The sequence below is a fragment of the uncultured Campylobacter sp. genome (genome assembly GCF_938002845.1).
GTDB lineage: Bacteria > Campylobacterota > Campylobacteria > Campylobacterales > Campylobacteraceae > Campylobacter_B.
The window spans coordinates 18,524-35,208 of record NZ_CALKZP010000047.1 but is presented as its reverse complement, the minus strand read 5'-3'; the positions used below and the strand labels follow the sequence as shown (position 1 = coordinate 35,208).

17 protein-coding genes are annotated in these 16,685 nt (G+C 48.0%); 2 read left to right on the top strand and 15 right to left on the bottom strand.

Translation table 11 applies throughout. The features are described from left to right. Positions 1–39: 39 nt before the first annotated feature. The gene (locus Q0224_RS06965; RefSeq protein WP_297950121.1) at positions 40–2,094 is read left to right on the top strand and encodes an ATP-dependent helicase; all 2,055 of its coding nucleotides are present in this window, start codon (positions 40–42) and stop codon (positions 2,092–2,094) included. A gap of 861 nt (positions 2,095–2,955) precedes the next feature. On the opposite strand, the gene upp is transcribed toward Q0224_RS06965, so the two are convergent. The 7 genes from upp to Q0224_RS06930 all read right to left on the bottom strand — a co-directional run bounded on the left by upp (position 2,956) and on the right by Q0224_RS06930 (position 9,646). After that, positions 2,956–3,582 carry a uracil phosphoribosyltransferase gene (gene upp / locus Q0224_RS06960; RefSeq protein ID WP_297950153.1) on the bottom strand — a complete coding sequence of 209 codons (627 nt, stop codon included), beginning with the start codon at positions 3,580–3,582 and terminating at the stop codon, positions 2,956–2,958. 589 nt (positions 3,583–4,171) lie between these two features. After that, positions 4,172–4,765, bottom strand: coding sequence for a BON domain-containing protein (locus tag Q0224_RS06955; protein WP_297950120.1), 594 nt, complete (start codon positions 4,763–4,765; stop codon positions 4,172–4,174). Between the two features lie 425 nt (positions 4,766–5,190). Beyond that, positions 5,191–5,820, bottom strand: coding sequence for an SDR family oxidoreductase (locus Q0224_RS06950; RefSeq protein WP_297950119.1), 630 nt, complete (start codon positions 5,818–5,820; stop codon positions 5,191–5,193). A 428-nt stretch (positions 5,821–6,248) separates the two neighbouring features. Continuing rightward, positions 6,249–6,500, bottom strand: a complete 252-nt coding sequence (locus Q0224_RS06945; protein ID WP_297950118.1) for a pyridoxamine 5'-phosphate oxidase family protein — start codon at positions 6,498–6,500, stop codon at positions 6,249–6,251. A 98-nt stretch (positions 6,501–6,598) separates the two neighbouring features. Next, positions 6,599–7,279, bottom strand: a complete 681-nt coding sequence (locus tag Q0224_RS06940) for a DNA alkylation repair protein (protein ID WP_297950117.1) — start codon at positions 7,277–7,279, stop codon at positions 6,599–6,601. A gap of 246 nt (positions 7,280–7,525) precedes the next feature. Next, positions 7,526–9,322, bottom strand: a complete 1,797-nt coding sequence (locus tag Q0224_RS06935) for a Mur ligase family protein (RefSeq protein WP_297950116.1) — start codon at positions 9,320–9,322, stop codon at positions 7,526–7,528. A gap of 159 nt (positions 9,323–9,481) precedes the next feature. After that, on the bottom strand, positions 9,482–9,646 hold the full coding sequence (locus Q0224_RS06930; RefSeq protein WP_297950115.1) for a hypothetical protein: 165 nt from the start codon (positions 9,644–9,646) through the stop codon (positions 9,482–9,484). Between the two features lie 42 nt (positions 9,647–9,688). Here Q0224_RS06930 and Q0224_RS06925 point away from each other — a divergent pair, with 42 nt between their 5' ends. Further along, positions 9,689–9,883 (top strand): hypothetical protein, encoded by a 195-nt coding sequence (locus tag Q0224_RS06925; protein WP_297950114.1) that lies wholly within the window; start codon positions 9,689–9,691, stop codon positions 9,881–9,883. A gap of 280 nt (positions 9,884–10,163) precedes the next feature. On the opposite strand, the gene Q0224_RS06920 is transcribed toward Q0224_RS06925, so the two are convergent. The 8 genes from Q0224_RS06920 to Q0224_RS06885 form a co-directional block, all read right to left on the bottom strand. Then, the gene (locus Q0224_RS06920) at positions 10,164–10,895 is read right to left on the bottom strand and encodes an alpha/beta fold hydrolase (protein WP_297950113.1); all 732 of its coding nucleotides are present in this window, start codon (positions 10,893–10,895) and stop codon (positions 10,164–10,166) included. Beyond that, positions 10,885–11,103, bottom strand: coding sequence for a type II toxin-antitoxin system Phd/YefM family antitoxin (locus Q0224_RS06915; protein ID WP_177389042.1), 219 nt, complete (start codon positions 11,101–11,103; stop codon positions 10,885–10,887). The genes Q0224_RS06920 and Q0224_RS06915 overlap by 11 nt, the downstream gene beginning before the upstream one ends. Positions 11,104–11,163: 60 nt before the next feature. Continuing rightward, positions 11,164–12,195: a D-alanine--D-alanine ligase gene (locus Q0224_RS06910; RefSeq protein ID WP_297950112.1), complete on the bottom strand. Its 1,032-nt coding sequence runs from the start codon at positions 12,193–12,195 to the stop codon at positions 11,164–11,166. Positions 12,196–12,218: 23 nt separating this feature from the next. Further along, positions 12,219–12,773, bottom strand: coding sequence for a Holliday junction branch migration protein RuvA (ruvA, locus tag Q0224_RS06905; RefSeq protein ID WP_297950111.1), 555 nt, complete (start codon positions 12,771–12,773; stop codon positions 12,219–12,221). Beyond that, a complete protein-coding gene (locus Q0224_RS06900) occupies positions 12,770–13,333 on the bottom strand; it encodes a hypothetical protein (RefSeq protein WP_297950110.1) in 564 nt (187 codons plus the stop codon). Before Q0224_RS06900 ends, ruvA begins: the two co-directional genes overlap by 4 nt. Positions 13,334–13,335: 2 nt before the next feature. Then, entirely contained in the window at positions 13,336–14,265 is a 930-nt protein-coding gene (locus Q0224_RS06895; RefSeq protein ID WP_297950109.1) for an MlaD family protein, read from the bottom strand. 485 nt (positions 14,266–14,750) lie between these two features. Then, on the bottom strand, positions 14,751–15,521 hold the full coding sequence (locus Q0224_RS06890) for an ATP-binding cassette domain-containing protein (RefSeq protein WP_297950108.1): 771 nt from the start codon (positions 15,519–15,521) through the stop codon (positions 14,751–14,753). Further along, the gene (locus Q0224_RS06885) at positions 15,518–16,621 is read right to left on the bottom strand and encodes an ABC transporter permease (protein ID WP_297950107.1); all 1,104 of its coding nucleotides are present in this window, start codon (positions 16,619–16,621) and stop codon (positions 15,518–15,520) included. The genes Q0224_RS06890 and Q0224_RS06885 overlap by 4 nt, the downstream gene beginning before the upstream one ends. Between the last annotated feature and the right edge of the window lie 64 nt (positions 16,622–16,685).

The window sequence follows — 16,685 nt, the reverse complement described above, 5'->3', positions numbered from 1 at the left end:
CGCAATTATATCAAAGAATTTTAATGATTTTAGGCTATAATGGCGCCTTTTTGCAAAGGAATAATCTTGGACGCTCTAGCTAAGCTAAACACCGAACAATACGCCGCAGCAACCGCTCCTGCGGGGCACAATCTAGTAATCGCAAGCGCAGGCACGGGCAAAACCAGCACCATCGTCGCGCGCATCGCTCATCTGCTAAATCTCGGCACGAGTCCTAGAAAAATTTTGCTTCTTACTTTTACGAATAAGGCCGCGAGCGAGATGATAGCGAGGCTGCAGCGGCATTTTGATAAAAAAATCACCTCCGCAATCGTCGCGGGCACCTTTCACGCCGTATCCTACGCCCTACTTCGCGAGCTGGGCAAAGGCGTGATCTTAAAGCAGCCCGCCGAGCTAAAAACCCTGCTAAAAAGCCTCGTAGAAAGGCGAAAATTTTATCACGTAAGCGACGCGCGCCCCTACGGCGGGGCATATTTGTACGACGTGTACTCGCTGTATCAAAACAAAGAGATGAGCGCGGATTTTGCGACGTGGTTTAGCAAAAACTACGAGGATCAGGCGGAATTTGCCGAAATTTACGCAGATATTTTGCGCGAGTTCGAAGAGGAAAAGGCGAAATTTAACTACGCCGATTTCAACGACGTTTTGCTAAAAATGCGCCATGAGCTACGAAAGGGCGCGCCGCTGCGGTTTGATGAAATTTTAGTGGACGAGTATCAGGACACGAACTCACTGCAAGGAAGTCTCATCGATGCCTTTGCGACGAAAAGCCTTTTTTGCGTCGGCGATTTCGATCAGAGCATATACGCCTTCAACGGCGCAAACATCGACATCATCGGCAGCTTCGGCAAGCGCTTTGCGGACGCTCAAATTTACGCGCTGAATATTAACTACCGCTCAAGCTCGGCGATTTTGGCGCTTGCAAATCGCGTCATCGCGAATAATCCGCGCCTTTACGAAAAGAAGCTGATCGTGGGCCGTGAGGGCAAATTTAGCGCGCCTAGGCTGCATGTTTACGACGATACGGCGGCGCAATACGCCCACGTAGCCGCACAGATCGCGCAAAGCGGCACCCCGCGCGAAAAGATCGCCGTCATCTTTCGCAACAACTCCAGCGCCGACGGCGTCGAGGTCGCGCTTAAGGAGCTCGGCATCGGCGCGAAGCGAAAAGGCGGCGTGAGCTTTTTTGAAAGTCGCGAGATCAAGGCCTTTACGGACATCTTTGCGATGATAATAAACCCAAAAGATATGATGGCATTTATGAGCACGTGCGAATACGCAAGAGGCGTCGGCAGCGCGCTGAGCAAGGAGCTTTTCGACGCGCTAATCGCGCTTGGACACGGAAGCATTCACGCAGGGCTTTTGCGCCCCGACGAGAGCGTTAAAATTTTTGAAAAAAAGAGGAAAAACTATCAGCTAGGACTTTTTGACGATGTCGATATAATCGGCTCGGTATCGCGCTTTGAAGCTTTGGAATTTGACGAGTTTTTTCGCTCGCATCCGGTGCTAAAACACAATAAAATTACCGAGGGCGGCGCCGTATTTTTGCACGAAATTTATAAAATTTTTAAAAAAAGCGGCTCCGCTGCGAGATCCGTCACGCTGATCTCGCAGATCAAAGACTCGCGCCTTTTCGCGCTCGTGGCGGACTTTATCGCGACGAAACGCGCGACGCTGAAAAACGGCAAGATAGACGACGAGCGCAAAAAGGACGAGATCGCTCGCATCTACGATAAATGCGGCATTTTAGAGCAGATCGCCGGCAAATACGCGGATCCGCAGAGCTTTTATAACTTCATAACCCTGGGCGCAAAAGAGATGAGCGAGGGCGAGGGGGTAAATCTGCTCAGCGTGCACGCAAGCAAGGGGCTTGAGTTTTACAGCGTCTATCTCATCGATCTAGCGCAAAACCGCTTCCCAAACCTCAAGCTAATGGCGATGGGCGGCAGCCTGGAGGAGGAGCGGCGACTATTTTACGTGGCGGTCACCAGAGCGCGCGACGAGCTGGTGCTAAGCTACGCGAAATTTGATAAGATCAGAAAGATTAATTATGAGCCGAGCTGCTTTTTAAGGGAAGCGGGGCTGGTGAAGTAAGCAAATTTTGCTCGATAAATTTTGAAATTTCATTTTAGCGCGGGTGGATCGTTTGGGTAAGAATTTCACCCCTCGCATACGCCTGGCGCGCCGCCCTGACTTTTTTATCGGATCGTTGGGGTAAGAATTTCGCCGCACGATTTTTGCAAATTTTGCGGTTTGTAAATTTTTGCGGCACGGACGTTGTGCGATATTTTGCGGCTCGCTAAATTCTGGAGGTGGTGGCTGAGTTTTAAGCTGCTATGAAAAGCGTGACTGCTTGGAGTTTTTTTGCGAGCTGCGCGCGGGTTATGTGGCAGCGCGATCAGGGGCGGTCTGAAAATAGCAATATTTGCGGTGCGGGCGGTTGCAAAATTTCACGCCGTAAATGCGCGCTAAATTTTGAAATTTTGCTACCGCTTTGCAGAGAGTAGAGTTTTGACGCGGTAAATTCTCTGTGAAATCTCGCACGGGTCGAATTCTGCGGCAAAATTCGACGACAATGAAATTTCACCGCCCTATTTCGCCTTTCATTACTTTGAAATTTGCATGTTTTATACATCACGGAGCTCAAATTTTATTTAATAAATTCCAAAATGCCGCAAATTCTACGACGAGTTAAAATTTTAAAGCGCTTCAAATTTACAGCGCTGCGAAATTTAAAATTTCACTACGTATTGCGCGCGCTGTAAAAAATACGCGCCTTGTCAAATTTACCGCAGCGCGAAATTCCGAGCTGCCACAACCCGCATATTTGATAAATAGATTTCGCATCGCGTAAAATTCCATTGCCGGTAAAGTTTGCTGCCGATCAATTTATCGCCGCGCAAAACACTATCCCGCGCAAATTTAACGCAGCACAAAGTCCTTCGCCGCGTAATTTCACATCGTATTAAACACTCTATCTCCCGCGTCTCCGAGACCCGGCACGATATATTTTTGCTCGTTTAGTCTTTCGTCGATCGCCGCGGTAAAAACCTCGACCTGCGGGTAGATCTCGCTAAATCTATGAAGCCCCTCGGGCGCTGCGATGATGGAGATAAATTTGATCTTTTTGACGCCGTTTTTCAGCAGGAATTTCACCGCATCGATCGCCGTGCCGCCGGTCGCAAACATCGGATCGATGATGATTGCGGTGCGCTCTGCGGCATCTGCGGGCAGTTTGGCGTAAAAAAACTCCGCCTGTGCGGTCTTTTCGTCGCGCTGAAAGCCTAAAAATCCTACGCTGGCATCCGGTATGAGCTTGAAAACGCTATCCAGCATCCCCAGCGCGGCGCGCAAAATCGGGCAGATCATGATCTTCGTGGCGAGCTTATACGCGCTAGTTTGCGCCACGGGCGTATGCACGCTCACCTCGCGCAGCACCAGATCGCGCGTGGCTTCGAACATCATCAGGTAGCTGATCTCATCGACGAGCATGCGGAACTGAAATGGATCGGTCTCCCGATCGCGCAGGATCGTGAGCTTATGCTCGATCAGCGGGTGCTTGATCAGCCTCACGTTGGGCAGCTCGCACGCGGTTTGGTGCGTACATTTTTGGCTTTGGCTCATTTTCTCTCCTTAAATTTACTGAATTTTGCGCCCTTTTAGGCATTTTGATCGTATGTTTTAGCGCGAGCGCTCGCGTCATTTCGCTGAAATTTCGCCGATAACGGCAACGCGATTTTAAATTTAGCTCATTTTAGCTCACAATGCGCGCGTTACGTTTAAATTTAACTCGGCGGCTCGCTTTAAATTTAGCGCTTTTAAAAACGCAGTGCTTTAAATTTAGCTCGCGCGTGCCGCTTTTGATTTAGCCGCCATTTAAACAGGGCGCGCTTTCTATCGGCACGCCGGGCGCTACTTTTCGGCGAGCGCTCGCGGCGTAAATTTCATCTGCGAAATTATCGTCTGAGGCGGCTTTAAATTTACTTAATGCTCGCGCTCGTGAGCCAAATTTTAAAATTCCACGTTATCTTGCGCGCCGATAAAATTTTAATTTATGCACGCTGATTGCCCCGCAAACGAGCTGAAATAAATCTGGCATATCCTCAAATTTAGCCCGCCGCAAGCGGTTAAATTTGCCCTGCCGAAGCGATCAAATTTAACCGCAAAGCCCCTACTCCTTCACCACGCGCAGGAACGAATACACGTCCTGCACCCCAGGCGCGTGCGTCGCATACCAGATCGCGTGCTTTTCGTGCTCGATGTCGCTCACCACGCCGCTAAATACCACGTCGCAGCCCACGATCGCCACGCGCACCGCAGTGCCCGAAACGTCGGTGTCGGAAAAGAGATTTTTCTTTAAATTTGTAAAAATTTCAAACGAATTGCACGGATATTCGGACTTTTTGACGCGCAGATAGGTATGCACGCGCCGCACGCCTTCGGTTTGTCTAGCTAAAGCAAGCAGCGGCTCGCGCATCGCTTCGCTATCCAGCAGCCCGATGAGATAGACCTCGCCGTAGAAGCACTCGACCTCCAGATCCCAGCTGCTAAGGCCTTTGGTAAATAGAATTTTGCTTTGGATTTTAGTCTGGATGAGCTTGTCGCTAGCGACCTCGCTTACGCTGCGGCGGTCGCGTGCTACGGAGTAGATGTCGTATACGCTAAGCGCGTTACCAGCGGGCGCCAGCGGAGCCGCGCACGAGCTAAATAGCGCCGCGCAAGAGAGCAAAAACACCGCTAAAATCGCTAGAAACAAAACTCTCAAACCCTCTCCAATCTCGTTTAATTTCTAATTATCTCAAGCCGGCTGCCGGCGCCGCTTTTTAAATTTAACCCCGCAGGCACCGTTTTACCGCAGCTTAAAATTTTGCGCTGTGAGATTCCGACCAAACCGCACGCCGCAAAATTTTACAATATAAATTTTAAAATTTACGTTGTAATTCGCACAGCTTGCGGAATTCTGCGCTTTCTTCGCTGCGAAATTTCACGCGCAGTATTCATCGCTATAAAATTCTACCCGGTTAAATTTTTCATTGCAAAATTTGCCGCTGCGAATTCTACGGAGTAAATTTCTCGCGGCGGAATTTGCTGCCGTAAAATTTTATATTTCAAAATCCGCGCCCAAAATTCCGCCCAATCGCGGCTAATTCGTCGTAAGCCCGCCGTCTATCGCAAATATCGCGCCGTCCCCTATTTCGCCCCGTCCGACGCCAAAAACACCGCCGCCTCGCCGATGTCCTGCGCGCTGCCGATTTTGCCAAGTGGATAGATATTTTGCACCATTTGCAGGGGCGCCTCGCGTCCCTGAGGGCTAAGCGCACTTAAATTTCGCTCAAACTGCGGCGTTAGAACGCTTCCGGGCGCTATGGCATTAACGCGAATGCCTAGTTTGCCGACCTCGAAGGCAAGCGATTTGGTGAAAGAATTTAGCGCGCCTTTGGTGATTGAGTATGCCGTCGTGGTGCGCCCTACGAGCATTCGGTTCGCAAAATACGACGAGATATTGATCACGCAGCCTTTGCTAGCCGCAAGCGCGCCCAAAAGCCCCTGAGTAAGCAGATATGGCGCTTTGACGTTTAGGTTTAGATGAGCGTCCAGCAGCGCTTCATCGGTCGCCTCAAACGATACGAATTTTCCCAGTCCGGCGTTATTTACGAGAATATCTATCTTAAGAGATAGCGCTAAAATGCGCTCGCAAAGACCTTTTATCGTTTTACTTTGCGCCAAATCCGCCTCTATCGCGTAAGCTTTCACGCCGTAACCGCCCAAGGCCTCCTGCGCGATTTTTAATTTCTCCACGCTTCTGCCAAGCAGGATCAAATTTGCGCCCTCTTCGGCAAAACACTTTGCGATACCAAGCCCTATGCCGCCCCCGTAGTTACGGCGGTTTTACCCTCTAATCGTTTCATACTTTTCCTTTCAATGCGTAAATTTATACTCTAAAAATTTGAGCGAGACTTACGGATCTCGCAAACTTCGAAATTTTGCAGGTTTTAAAATTTTGCTCACTTTAAAATTTTGCGGCGAAGCGAAGTTTCGTCGATAAAATTTTACTAACTTTAAAATTCCATCGATAAAATTTCACGGCAAAATTTCATCGTAAAGCTCGCGGCAAAATTCTATCCATAAATCCGCCAAAATCCCGCCGCTCGGCTTACAGCACCTGTTTTACGCTGCTAGCCGTGATTTCAAGCAATCTCGTAGCAAACGGAAATTTCGCCTTCGTTTCCTCAAACTCCGCGCCACTATCAATAAAGCGCGCCGTGCCCTACGCCAAACCTACCTGCTAGCTCCTTTGTAGCGCTAAGCTCGACATTTGGATTAGCCTCCACGTTGCTTTGCGTCTTTTTCATACCCGCAGCGGGGATGAGGATGCGATCACCCTTAATGACGAGATATCTGTTCCACGTATTGCTGATATGAGCCTCGCCCTGCGCGCAGGTAGCGATACCCACGGCGCATTCATAATTCAGAATCTCCAAAAATTCCTTGCTAAACATTTTCTCTCCTTAAATTTACATTTTAAAGCTCGCGATTTTGGCTGACAAGCCCCGCGCGCAACTGAAATTTTAACTACCTCTGCCACTTTCCGTCTCGGTTAAATTTTATACTTCAAAAGCGCCTCCTTATCGGCTTTGCTTACGCGGAAGCTATCGCGGATCTTCGATATCGCCTTGTTTTGGATAAATTTAAACGCCCGCTTGCTCGCCAAAAACGCAAGCGTGATCTCGCGCTGTTTGATAAACATCTCGGCTATCGCCCACGCCGCGCCCATTTGCACGTAGTACCGCTCATCGCTTTCGGCGGCGCAAATTTCAAAAAACTTCTCGGGCGGGATCGCGTCCATATTTTGCATAAAATAAACGTAGAAAAATCGCCTCTCAAACTCGCTCACGCCGCTTTTAGCCTGCTTTAGTAGCGCGTCCGCGAAAGCAGCATCTCTGAATTTCGGAGCGAACATATCGCAAACCGCCCAATTAGGCATCGTTTTGATAAAACTGCTCGCAAGCGCAAATTTCGTCTCATCCTGCTTCAAAAGCATTATAAAAAAGCCTTTTAGCACGAACTCCTCGTGAAAAACGGGCTTATAATTTTGCAGCTCACGCCGCGCCTCGTCCGCTCCGCCCAAAGCGGCGAAGCTTTTGCGAGCAAGTGCGCGCAGTGCGGGAGTGCGCACGCCCAAAATCTGCGGCGTCGGTATTAGGCGCTGCGAAAATTGTGCAAACTTCTCCTCGCTTAGCGCCCGCAGCTGCCCTAGCATCTTTTCTCGTAAATCCATGGCTTTCCTTTAAATTTCATCGTAAATTTAATCGCGCGCAAGATTGCGATTTTATAACGGCGCGCTAAAATTTCGCCACACAGGGCTTTTATTTAAACAGATCGCGCCGCACGCTTAAACTAATCGCTCGATAGATCGCGTTTAAGTCGCTTGCCCCACTTGCTCAAAGTCTTTTGCCTAAAAATACGCCTGCCAAATCGCGCCGTATGCCGCTCCAGGCGAAACAAGCCGTATCGCCAAAGCCGCTTAAATGAAGCTCGGCGCGTCGTTTGAAAACAAAATCAGATCGCCGCTGTGCGTATTTTCGCTCAAAACCCGCTGCAAATCGCGCTTGTCTTTCAAAACGATAGTCTTTGCGGGGTCGATCCTGCTTTGCAGCACCTCGGAATTTAGTTCGCCCGTAATGATCGCGAGATCAAAAATTTCATCGATCTTAGCGCCTAACGTCTCGTTGTCCTCGCGCGTGCTCTCGACGATGCCCGGCGTGATGATGACCTTGCGCCCGCCGTAGCTTCGCATCAGCTCGTAGCTTTGCAGCATGCCGCTTAGATTGCCGTTGAAGCTATCGTCGATGATGATCTTGCCGCCCGCATCGAGCCGCGCGAGGCGGTGCTCGACGGCGCCGACGTGTGCGACGCGGCTTTTGATCTTATCAGTGCTAAGCCCTAAAAATCGCGCTATCTTTATGCATGCGGCGAGATTTGCAGCGTTGAATTTACCCAAAATCGGCGCGAAAAACTCATGTCTCTCGCATAGCTCTCTCTGCCCGTTTGAAATTTTATGCTCGTTTGAAGCCTCTTGCACGCCCCACTCTTTGACGTTACAAATTTTATCGTCGCTAGCGGCACGGGCGGTTTGTTCGTAAAATTCTTGCTCGCTTTGTTCGGCGCAGGATACGGAATTTGCTTCGTCAAAATCGACGCCGTAATTTTTAGAATTTTTGTCTTTTTTCGCGCATGCCGCACTGCTTGCATCTAGGCTTAAACCGCCCTGCCCTTCGCCACCTGCGGCGGATGTGTCTGCATGCAGCATGGAATTCTCTCCGCTTGCGAGGGGCTCATTCTCGCTCAAGCCAAGGCTAAATTTTATTCCGTCCAGATCTGCGCCGCAAATTTCCAGCCCCTCGTCGTAGATCGTGACGCGCTCGTCCGCGCTTTTTTGCGTGGAGCTGTGCAAAAACGCATGCTTTAGCCGCGCGCTTGTTAGCGCTTCCAGCTTTGTTTTACGGATGTTTTCGATGCTTTTGAAATACTCGATGTGTTGCGCGCCGATCTCGCCCACGACGACGATCTGCGGCGCCAAAAACTCGGTGATCTCGGCGATATCGCCGCTTAGCCTGGCGCCTGCTTCGGCGATGTATATCTGCGTATCTGCGGGTAGCGCCTCGTTTACGTCGCGCACTAGCCCTGCTAGCGTGTTTACCGAACGCGGCGTCTTATAGCAGCGAAAGTCGTTTTTTAAAATTTGATACAAGAAGTTTTTAATGCTCGTCTTGCCGTAGCTTGCGGTGATCTGAATGATCGTAAGGGATGGCATCGAGGCCAATTTTTTGCGTGCGTCGGCCTTAAATTTCGCAGCCTGCGCCCGCTCGTAAGCAAAGCTCGCCGTAAGGCCCGCACCAAGCGGTAAAAAGATCGGCAAAATCGGGCCTCCCGCGGCATAAAACGCGACGCTAAAGCCAAACGCGCAGAGCGCCAAAATCGCAAAAAATCGCTTCACGCGCGGCGTAAAGACAAGCTTTTTATCAAGCCTTCTTTGCCAAAAATAAAGCGCTAGCGCATAGGCCGCGACGATTAGAATTTTAGCGGCGTGCAAGGCATAAAGGCACTCGGCGCCGAATTTAGCCGCACAGAGGCTCGCCGCGATCTCGCAGCCAAAATACGCCGCTAGCGGCAAAATCAAAAAATAAAGGTGCCACACGGGTTTGGTGAAGTGAAAGATGATGCGCGCGGGCTTGTACGAAAACCACTGCAGGCAGGTGATCAGATAAAAGCCCAGCAGCAGGACGAATGCCGCGTGCGCGATCAAAAATATTATATTCATCTTTTAAAATTCCTTTTTATAAATTTGCGCGCCCGCTTTGCGAGCCTGTGCGGGCAAAAACGCGGCGAGCTCGAGCTAACCGACATTCGGCGTCATTTGCAAATTTTACGAATTTTCGCTTTGCAAATTCTATTTTTGCAAACTTGCACGCTCATAAATTCACGCCCTCGCGAAAGCTGCACGAGCCACGCTAGATAAATTTACGCTGCCGCGCGCCGCCCCCATTTTCGATACCGCACCGTATCTATCTTTCGCGACCTGAAATTTTCGCACGCTGCGTATCTTGCGACATCGCGCCCTATCTCGCGCGATGATTTGCATCATTTGTGGCACATAGACCTTTCGAGGCAAATACATGGCGCGGTTATGCGACTAAATTTAATCGTCCGTTTTGCGGTGCACGCACGCAGTTTTGTCGTCTATTGTATGGCTGCCGCAAGCGCGGAGCAGAAACTCCGCTGCCGCATTAAAATTTTAAAATTTAACGCGGCACGCCGCAATTTGAGCTTTGCGTTTTATACTGTGCGCCCAAAGAGCGGATTTTACGTTGCTAAATTTTAAATATGTGCCGCATACTTCGCGGCTTTATAATCTAAATTTACGCTTAGGTCCGCGATCTTTGCGCAAACAGATTGCAAAATTTTATAACGCGGGCGAGCCATATTAAAGCGCCGCAATGAAACGCTTTTTAAAATGCACTCGCTCTTGCCTTTCGCATGATCTGTTTTTGCATCTAAAGCGCGATTTTCGCGGTGCGGCGCTAAAATTTCGCGGCTAAATTTTAAAATTTACACCAAATCGCGTTTTGCTTTAAATTTAGCGCGGCGCCGAATCGTTAAATTTAGCTGCCGCCAAGCTCCTTTTCGATCTGTTCGCCGATAAAATCCGCGCTTTGCAAAAAGAAAAAGTGATCCCCTGCCAGCGGATAAAATTTGCTATTTTTGACGAGCGAGTGGATCAGCTCGCCGCTTTTTAGGCTAGTGGCGCGATCGTCCTTGCCCCAAAAGATGAGCGCATTTTGCGAGCTTAGCGCGGAAAAGATATCGCGGAAGTCCTCATTTACGACGTTTTTTAGCGTCTCATACATCGCCTTGCTCATACCTGCGGCGTCCTTGCTCGCAAACGCGCGCCAAAGCCCCGCCAGTCCAAATCTTTTTAAAATTTTAAAAATCACGATTTTGGCGCGCACGGCAAAGGGCTTGGGTTCGATGATACCAGCGCTGCTTAGCAGTATGAGATTGCGCGGAGCTAGCAATGCAGCGATCTTGCCGCCGAAGCTGTGCCCCATGATCGCTGCGGGCTGCTTGCCGAAGGCTGCGATAAAGGCGCGCATAATCTCTGCGTAATCCTTGCTGCCAAGGGCGCGCGCGGGCTGCGAGCTGGCGCCGAATCCAGGCAGATCGACGCACACTAACGCATAACGGCGGAACTTGTCCGCAAAAATCCGAGACATAAGCGCCTTGTTTGCGCCCCAGCCGTGCAGAATCAGGATGTATTGCTCACGCTGCAGATTTGAAATTTCGTAGCTGATTTTGTAGCTTTCGCCGCCGCAGACGAGCTCCTTACTCGCCACCGCCGCTCCTTTTGGCGTAAACGGCTTTGAGTAACTCAACCGCCTTTTCGAGCCGCTCAAACTCGCTCATACTAATCATTACGGCTTCGAATTTGTTGTTTTTGACGATCAGGGCTTTTTTGATCTCTTGGTTTTTAATCTTGTTTAAAACGGTGCTGAAGTTGCGCACGATCTCGGTAGCGGTGTAAATTTCGTCTTGATTTATCATAACTCGACCTTTTAGAGTAAAATTTTACGCAAAATTTAGCGTAAAATTTTAAACGATTGGCTACTTATTAGCGGTGATTTTAGTGATCAGCTCGTAGCTTACAGGGATCTGCCTCATCGGCGGCAGCGATGAAGCAAGAGCTGCTAAAACCTCGGAGAAATCATCAAATAGGTAGTTTGCGAGGCTGCCTGGGTTTGGATTTATCTCGTTTAGATAAATTTCGCCCTCTTTTTCAAAAAAATCGCAGCGAATTAGCGCGCCATCGAATGATCCTGCGTTATAAAGCCGCGTAAAGGCATCTTTCATCTTACCCTCTAGCAAAGCGCCAGGACGAGCGGGCTCGATCGCGTCACTACGCGAAAAATCCAAATATTTACGATCGAAATTTAAATAGCCCTCTTTTTTTGGCTCTTCGATGTTTGAAAATACGATTTTGCCGTCTATTTTAGCGCCTGCAAGGTTGAATTCCTTTACGTTTTCCCAGTATGGCTCTACGATCGCGCTGTCGTCCAGCTCAAAAGCCTGATCCAGCGCGTAGCTAAACTCGCTTTCGTTCTTGGCTATCGAAATTCCGATGCTAGAGCCCAAATGAGCGGGCTTAACGATGATCGGAAAATTAAAATTAGGCAGGCTGGTACGATTTACGATCTCATACGGCAAGGTTTTTACATTTGCGATTGCGGCTAGGTGCTTGGTTAAAATTTTATTATAGCTTAGCACACTAGCTTCGATGCGAGGTCCGATATAAGGGATGCCAAAAAACTCAAATAGCGCTGCCATTTTGCCATCCTCGCCATCGCAGCCATGGATTAGATTGATATATGTGCCGACTTCTAGCATGCTTTTGCTAAACATTCCGCTCTCAAAAAATCCGCCCGCACCGATACTAAGCTCTTTTGCTTTAGCATAGCCGCCCTGCTTAAAATATGCCGCGCGCATATTTTTATCCTCAATGCGGTAAAATTTACGATTTTTATCGCAAAATACAAACTCCAAGTCCCAGCCTTTTAGGGCATTTTTAACGGCAATTGCCGAGATGATACTTACTTCGTGCTCGTAGCTTTGAGCTCCAAAAACTATGCCAAATTTCATTGCTTTCCTTCAAATTTTATTTTCTACGCTAATTTTTTTAACGCCTCTTTGACAAGATCTGACGTATTCGTGCTGCTGCATCCCGCTAAGATTTGATTGATCTTATCGCGCTTAAATCCAAGGCTTTGTAGCGCGGACGCCGCTTCATTTTTATAAGTCTCGCTAGGACCGAATTCCATTAGCTTTGCATCGCATAGTTCGGCAATGATCCGTCTAGCGGTCTTTGGGCCGATGCCCGGAACTGAAGTTAGCGTCGCAGCATCCCCCGTAGCTACGCAACGCGCGAAATCCTGCGGAGCGAGCGTCGAACAAACCGCCATCGCCGTGCTTGCACCTACACCGCTAAGCTTGATTAGGGTTTCAAACATCCTTTTTTCACTCTCGTCTAAAAACCCATACAGCAAATCGGCATCCTCGCGCAGAATTTGCACGCACGCAAGCTCGGTCAGCCTGCCCTGCGTGAGCTTCGCGGAGGTATTTAATGACAATGAAAGAGCGTAGCTTACGCCGCTGGCGCATTTAATGACGCAAGCAGTGGGCTCTTTGCGCGTGATAATTCCTTCGATCGCCGCTATCATCTAAGAGCCTTTAAAATTTCGTTTATGCTCTCATTAAGCGCTACATTTAGGGCATTATAAATGCTTTGCGAGCTAGGATCAGGTACAAAAACGCGCTTAGTGACGATGCCTGATTTTATGCTTTCTAAAGAATTCAAAATTTCATACCCCATCGTGACGGTTGCTTGATCGTTATTGACCTGAAGCGCTACGATACTGGTTTTTAGGCGCAAATCCCGCTCTTTTGGCACGAAGATCGGATTTAGCGAGCAGGTGGAAAATGCCGCATCTAGCAGCGCTTTATATACCATTTCGCTAGGCATCGTGATAAATTTGGCGTCGCTTGCGAACCGCGTTCGGTTTCTAAAATCCACTATTAAAATATCCCGCCTATCTACAAGATCGGTCGCCGTGATGGTGTCGATAAAGATATTTTTGCGCGTACCGCTAGGATTTACGCAACGCTTTTGATCATAACGTAGCTCGTAGTAGGTGTATGGCTTAGCCTGCTTAGCTAAGCAGCCGCCTAAAAATATCGCCGCCAGCGTCGCAGCAAGCGTAAACTTTATAAAATTTTTCATCTTTATTCCTTTTTATCGTCGCGATCCGCGCCTTTAGAAGTGTCTTTGAAAAAGAAATCGTAAGGATTGTCCTCTAGCCTAAACATCGCACCTTGGAATTCTCTAAGCGATTTTTTTAGCTCACCAAGAGTGTTTTTTGCCTCCTCAAGTGTAGGATCCAAGATCGCTTTTAGATTGTACTCGCCGCGATCGATACGCTTAGTGATGATGCCTGCGGTTTTATCCAGTGAATTCGATAGATTGGCAGCACTCACGGCAAAGGTGTTTAGATTATCTAGCAGCGCGTCTAGCTCCTTCTCGCGCTCGTTTAAATTCGCTATGAGAGTATTTACGTTAGCAAGCAGCGCGTCTAGGCTTTGGAATTTTTTCTCATCACTTAGCTCGGCGCTAAATTTATCCATCGAAGATAGAATTCTATCCACTTTATCGGTATTTTGCTTCGACAACAGCCCATTAATTTTAAAGACCATCTCACTCACGCTATCGGTGATGACTTCAGCTTTAGAGCCGATTTTGTCAAGAAGTGTTTTGTCCAGCGCAATTATCGGCTTTTTATCATTCGGCGGGAAAAGCTTGCCGCTTCCTTTCGTGATATTTATAAACGCGATTCCGCTGATGCCTTGAGATTCTACCTTAGCGACGCTATCTTGCGAGATCGGTAGCTTGCTTTTTACCGAAATTTCAATCTCAATAATCGCATTTTCGATATCGGCAAAGTCGATACTTTTGATGATGCCCGCATTTACGCCGATAAATTTAACCTCGGAATTCTCCTTAATGCCTACGGGAAGCTCTTTTGTGTGGATATAGTAGGAGCGGTAGCTCTCGCCGCGGTCGGTCTTAGTAAGCATCCACCACATAAATGCCGTAAGAGCCGCGACGCAAATCATAACAAATGCGCCTACTATCGTGTATGAAGTTCTATTTTCCAATCTTTTCTCCTAATTTCAGAGCGTAAAATTTAAGCCCTGCGATATGGCTTAAAAATAGCCGTTTGAGCTTAAATTTTAAAACTTAGCACTTTCTCAAATAGTCGCAAAATTTGCAGAATCATCTGAGTTTAAATTTTAAAGCTTAGCGTGCATTTTGAAATTTCAAAATATCGCCACGTCATATTTTAGCGTAAAATTTTATCGCCCCGGTTTAAATTTAACGCCGTTTGCTTGTTAAAATTTTAAAATTTATGCACTATCCAATAAATGCACCCTTAAATACGACCCGCCTAAATTTTAAAATTTCGATTGAGCCGCTAAGGTCTAAATTTTAAAATTTAAGCCCTGCGGAGCCTGGAATTCCTCGCTAGGTTTAAAATTTAAAATTCTTCCGCTGCTATTTTAAAATTTCAGCTCCTACCTATCTAAATTTTACCCGATTTTACCCATCGCGGCATGTATTTCGGCTAGATAAATTTCAAAGCTCAATCTCTTTGCCGCATCTTAAATAGCTCTTCGAGCGGGTTGTTCTTTAGGCTTGAAATCTCCTCGATGTTTCCTTCAAAAGCGATTTTTTGATTATCCACGATCAAAAATCGATCCAAAATGTCAAAGATGCTATCCACGTCATGCGTGACCATCACGACCGTGACGCCGAGACTGTCTCTAAGCTCGCAAACAAGCCTATCAAGGGCTCTGGCGCTGAGCGGATCAAGCCCCGAGTTTGGCTCGTCCAAAAATAAAATTTCAGGGCTAAGTGCTAGCGCGCGAGCCAGTGCCACGCGCTTTTTCATACCGCCGCTAAGCTCGTTTGGGCTAAGCGCGGCGGCTTCCTTCTTAAGCCCCACCTTCTGGATCCAAAACATCGATAGCTCGTCTATCTCGCGCTCGCTAAATTTAGAGTATTCGCGCAGCAGCACGCCTACGTTTTCAAGCACGCTCATCGAGCTGTAAAGCGCGCCGAACTGAAACATTACGCCGCATTTTAGGCGGATCTCGTTTTGCTCCGCCTCGCTCGCGCTCCAAATATCGTGCCCGAAAATTTTAATCTCGCCGCTTTGCGGGCGCTTTAAAAATATGAGCGTTTTCATCAGCGTCGTTTTTCCGCTGCCGCTGCCGCCTAAAAAGCCGTAAATTTCGCCCCTTTTGACGCTAAAGCTCACGCAATCGTGCATAACGCGCGATCCGTACGCTGTAGTAACATCGCGCGCGACTATAATTTTAGCGCTTTCGCCGGATTGCGCCTGATCTTTCATAGCCCGATTTCCGAAAACAAAACCGCAAATACCGCGTCTATCGCGATGACCCAAAATATCGCATTTACGACGCTGATCGTGGTGTATTCGCCGATGCTTTGGGTATTTCCTTTTACTTCGAAACCCCGCATGCAGCCGATGATAGCGATAAATGCCCCGAAAAACGGTGCTTTAATCACACCTACTAAAAAATGCCTAAGCTCTACAGAAGCCTTAAATCTATCCAAATAATCGCTAAAGGCTATGTCTAAATACGCGTCACACACGATCATCTGAGCAAAAATACTTACCGAATCTGCGATAAAAATGACTAGCGGCATGATTAGTACCATTGCGATAATGCGCGGCATCGCAAGAAAATAAAACGGATCAAAGCCCATCGTCCTCATCGCATCGATCTCTTCTGTGATCTTCATCACGCCGATCTGCGCCGTAAAGCTCGAAGCCGAGCGACCCGCTATGACAATGGCGGCGATTAGAGGCGCTACTTCACGGAGCGTCAAAGCACCCATTATATCGATGATATAGATGCTAGCACCAAATTTAGAAAGCATATCAGAGCCTATGTAAGCAAGCACGATACCTATCAAAAATGCCGTCAATGAGACTATGAAAAGCGCGTCTATGCCGCTATCTTTGATGAAATTTACGGTTTCTTTGAAGCGGAATTTCATCGGATGAATTACAAAAGCCGTAAGTTTGGAGAAAAACTCGCCCAAAAAGCTTGCAAGGCTTAGCAAGCCTAGAATTCCAAGATGGCAATAAAGTCCGATCTGCGCTAAAAAATTTAGCCTACGAGACTCGGGTACGTAGCTAAAATCGATCGTTTTATCATCCATAAAGCTTAAAATTTTGGCAGCTTTGCTGCCATCCTCCACAAGGCTAACCCGCTTGCCGGCAAGGGCGTTTTTGATCATCAGCGCCATAAAATAGTCTAAATTTGAAATTTCGCTTAAGCTTAGCTCCAGCTCGTTTAGATTTTTTACCGCTTTTTTTAGTGCAAGTAGCTGGGAGCGCGAGCTTTTGTAGTTCCACTGCCCGCGTAGCGATAAGGTATTTTTCCCGCCCGAGCTTTCGAGCGAAAAGGCTAAATTCCGCAAAAATTTCTCTCCAAAATCAAAAAATAGGGGAAATTATAATATAATCAACCTTGGCATTTTATAA

What these genes read in the sequence shown, in the direction of transcription:
- Q0224_RS06965 (WP_297950121.1), top strand. Translation starts at nt 40, where the DNA reads ATGGCGCCTTTTTGCAAAGGAATAATCTTGGACGCTCTAGCTAAGCTA.
- Q0224_RS06945 (WP_297950118.1), bottom strand. Translation starts at nt 6,500, where the DNA reads ATGTTTAGCAAGGAATTTTTGGAGATTCTGAATTATGAATGCGCCGTG.
- Q0224_RS06940 (WP_297950117.1), bottom strand. Translation starts at nt 7,279, where the DNA reads ATGGATTTACGAGAAAAGATGCTAGGGCAGCTGCGGGCGCTAAGCGAG.
- Q0224_RS06935 (WP_297950116.1), bottom strand. Translation starts at nt 9,322, where the DNA reads ATGAATATAATATTTTTGATCGCGCACGCGGCATTCGTCCTGCTGCTG.
- Q0224_RS06930 (WP_297950115.1), bottom strand. Translation starts at nt 9,646, where the DNA reads ATGATGCAAATCATCGCGCGAGATAGGGCGCGATGTCGCAAGATACGC.
- Q0224_RS06925 (WP_297950114.1), top strand. Translation starts at nt 9,689, where the DNA reads ATGCGACTAAATTTAATCGTCCGTTTTGCGGTGCACGCACGCAGTTTT.
- Q0224_RS06915 (WP_177389042.1), bottom strand. Translation starts at nt 11,103, where the DNA reads ATGATAAATCAAGACGAAATTTACACCGCTACCGAGATCGTGCGCAAC.
- Q0224_RS06910 (WP_297950112.1), bottom strand. Translation starts at nt 12,195, where the DNA reads ATGAAATTTGGCATAGTTTTTGGAGCTCAAAGCTACGAGCACGAAGTA.
- ruvA (WP_297950111.1), bottom strand. Translation starts at nt 12,773, where the DNA reads ATGATAGCGGCGATCGAAGGAATTATCACGCGCAAAGAGCCCACTGCT.
- Q0224_RS06900 (WP_297950110.1), bottom strand. Translation starts at nt 13,333, where the DNA reads ATGAAAAATTTTATAAAGTTTACGCTTGCTGCGACGCTGGCGGCGATA.
- Q0224_RS06890 (WP_297950108.1), bottom strand. Translation starts at nt 15,521, where the DNA reads ATGAAAGATCAGGCGCAATCCGGCGAAAGCGCTAAAATTATAGTCGCG.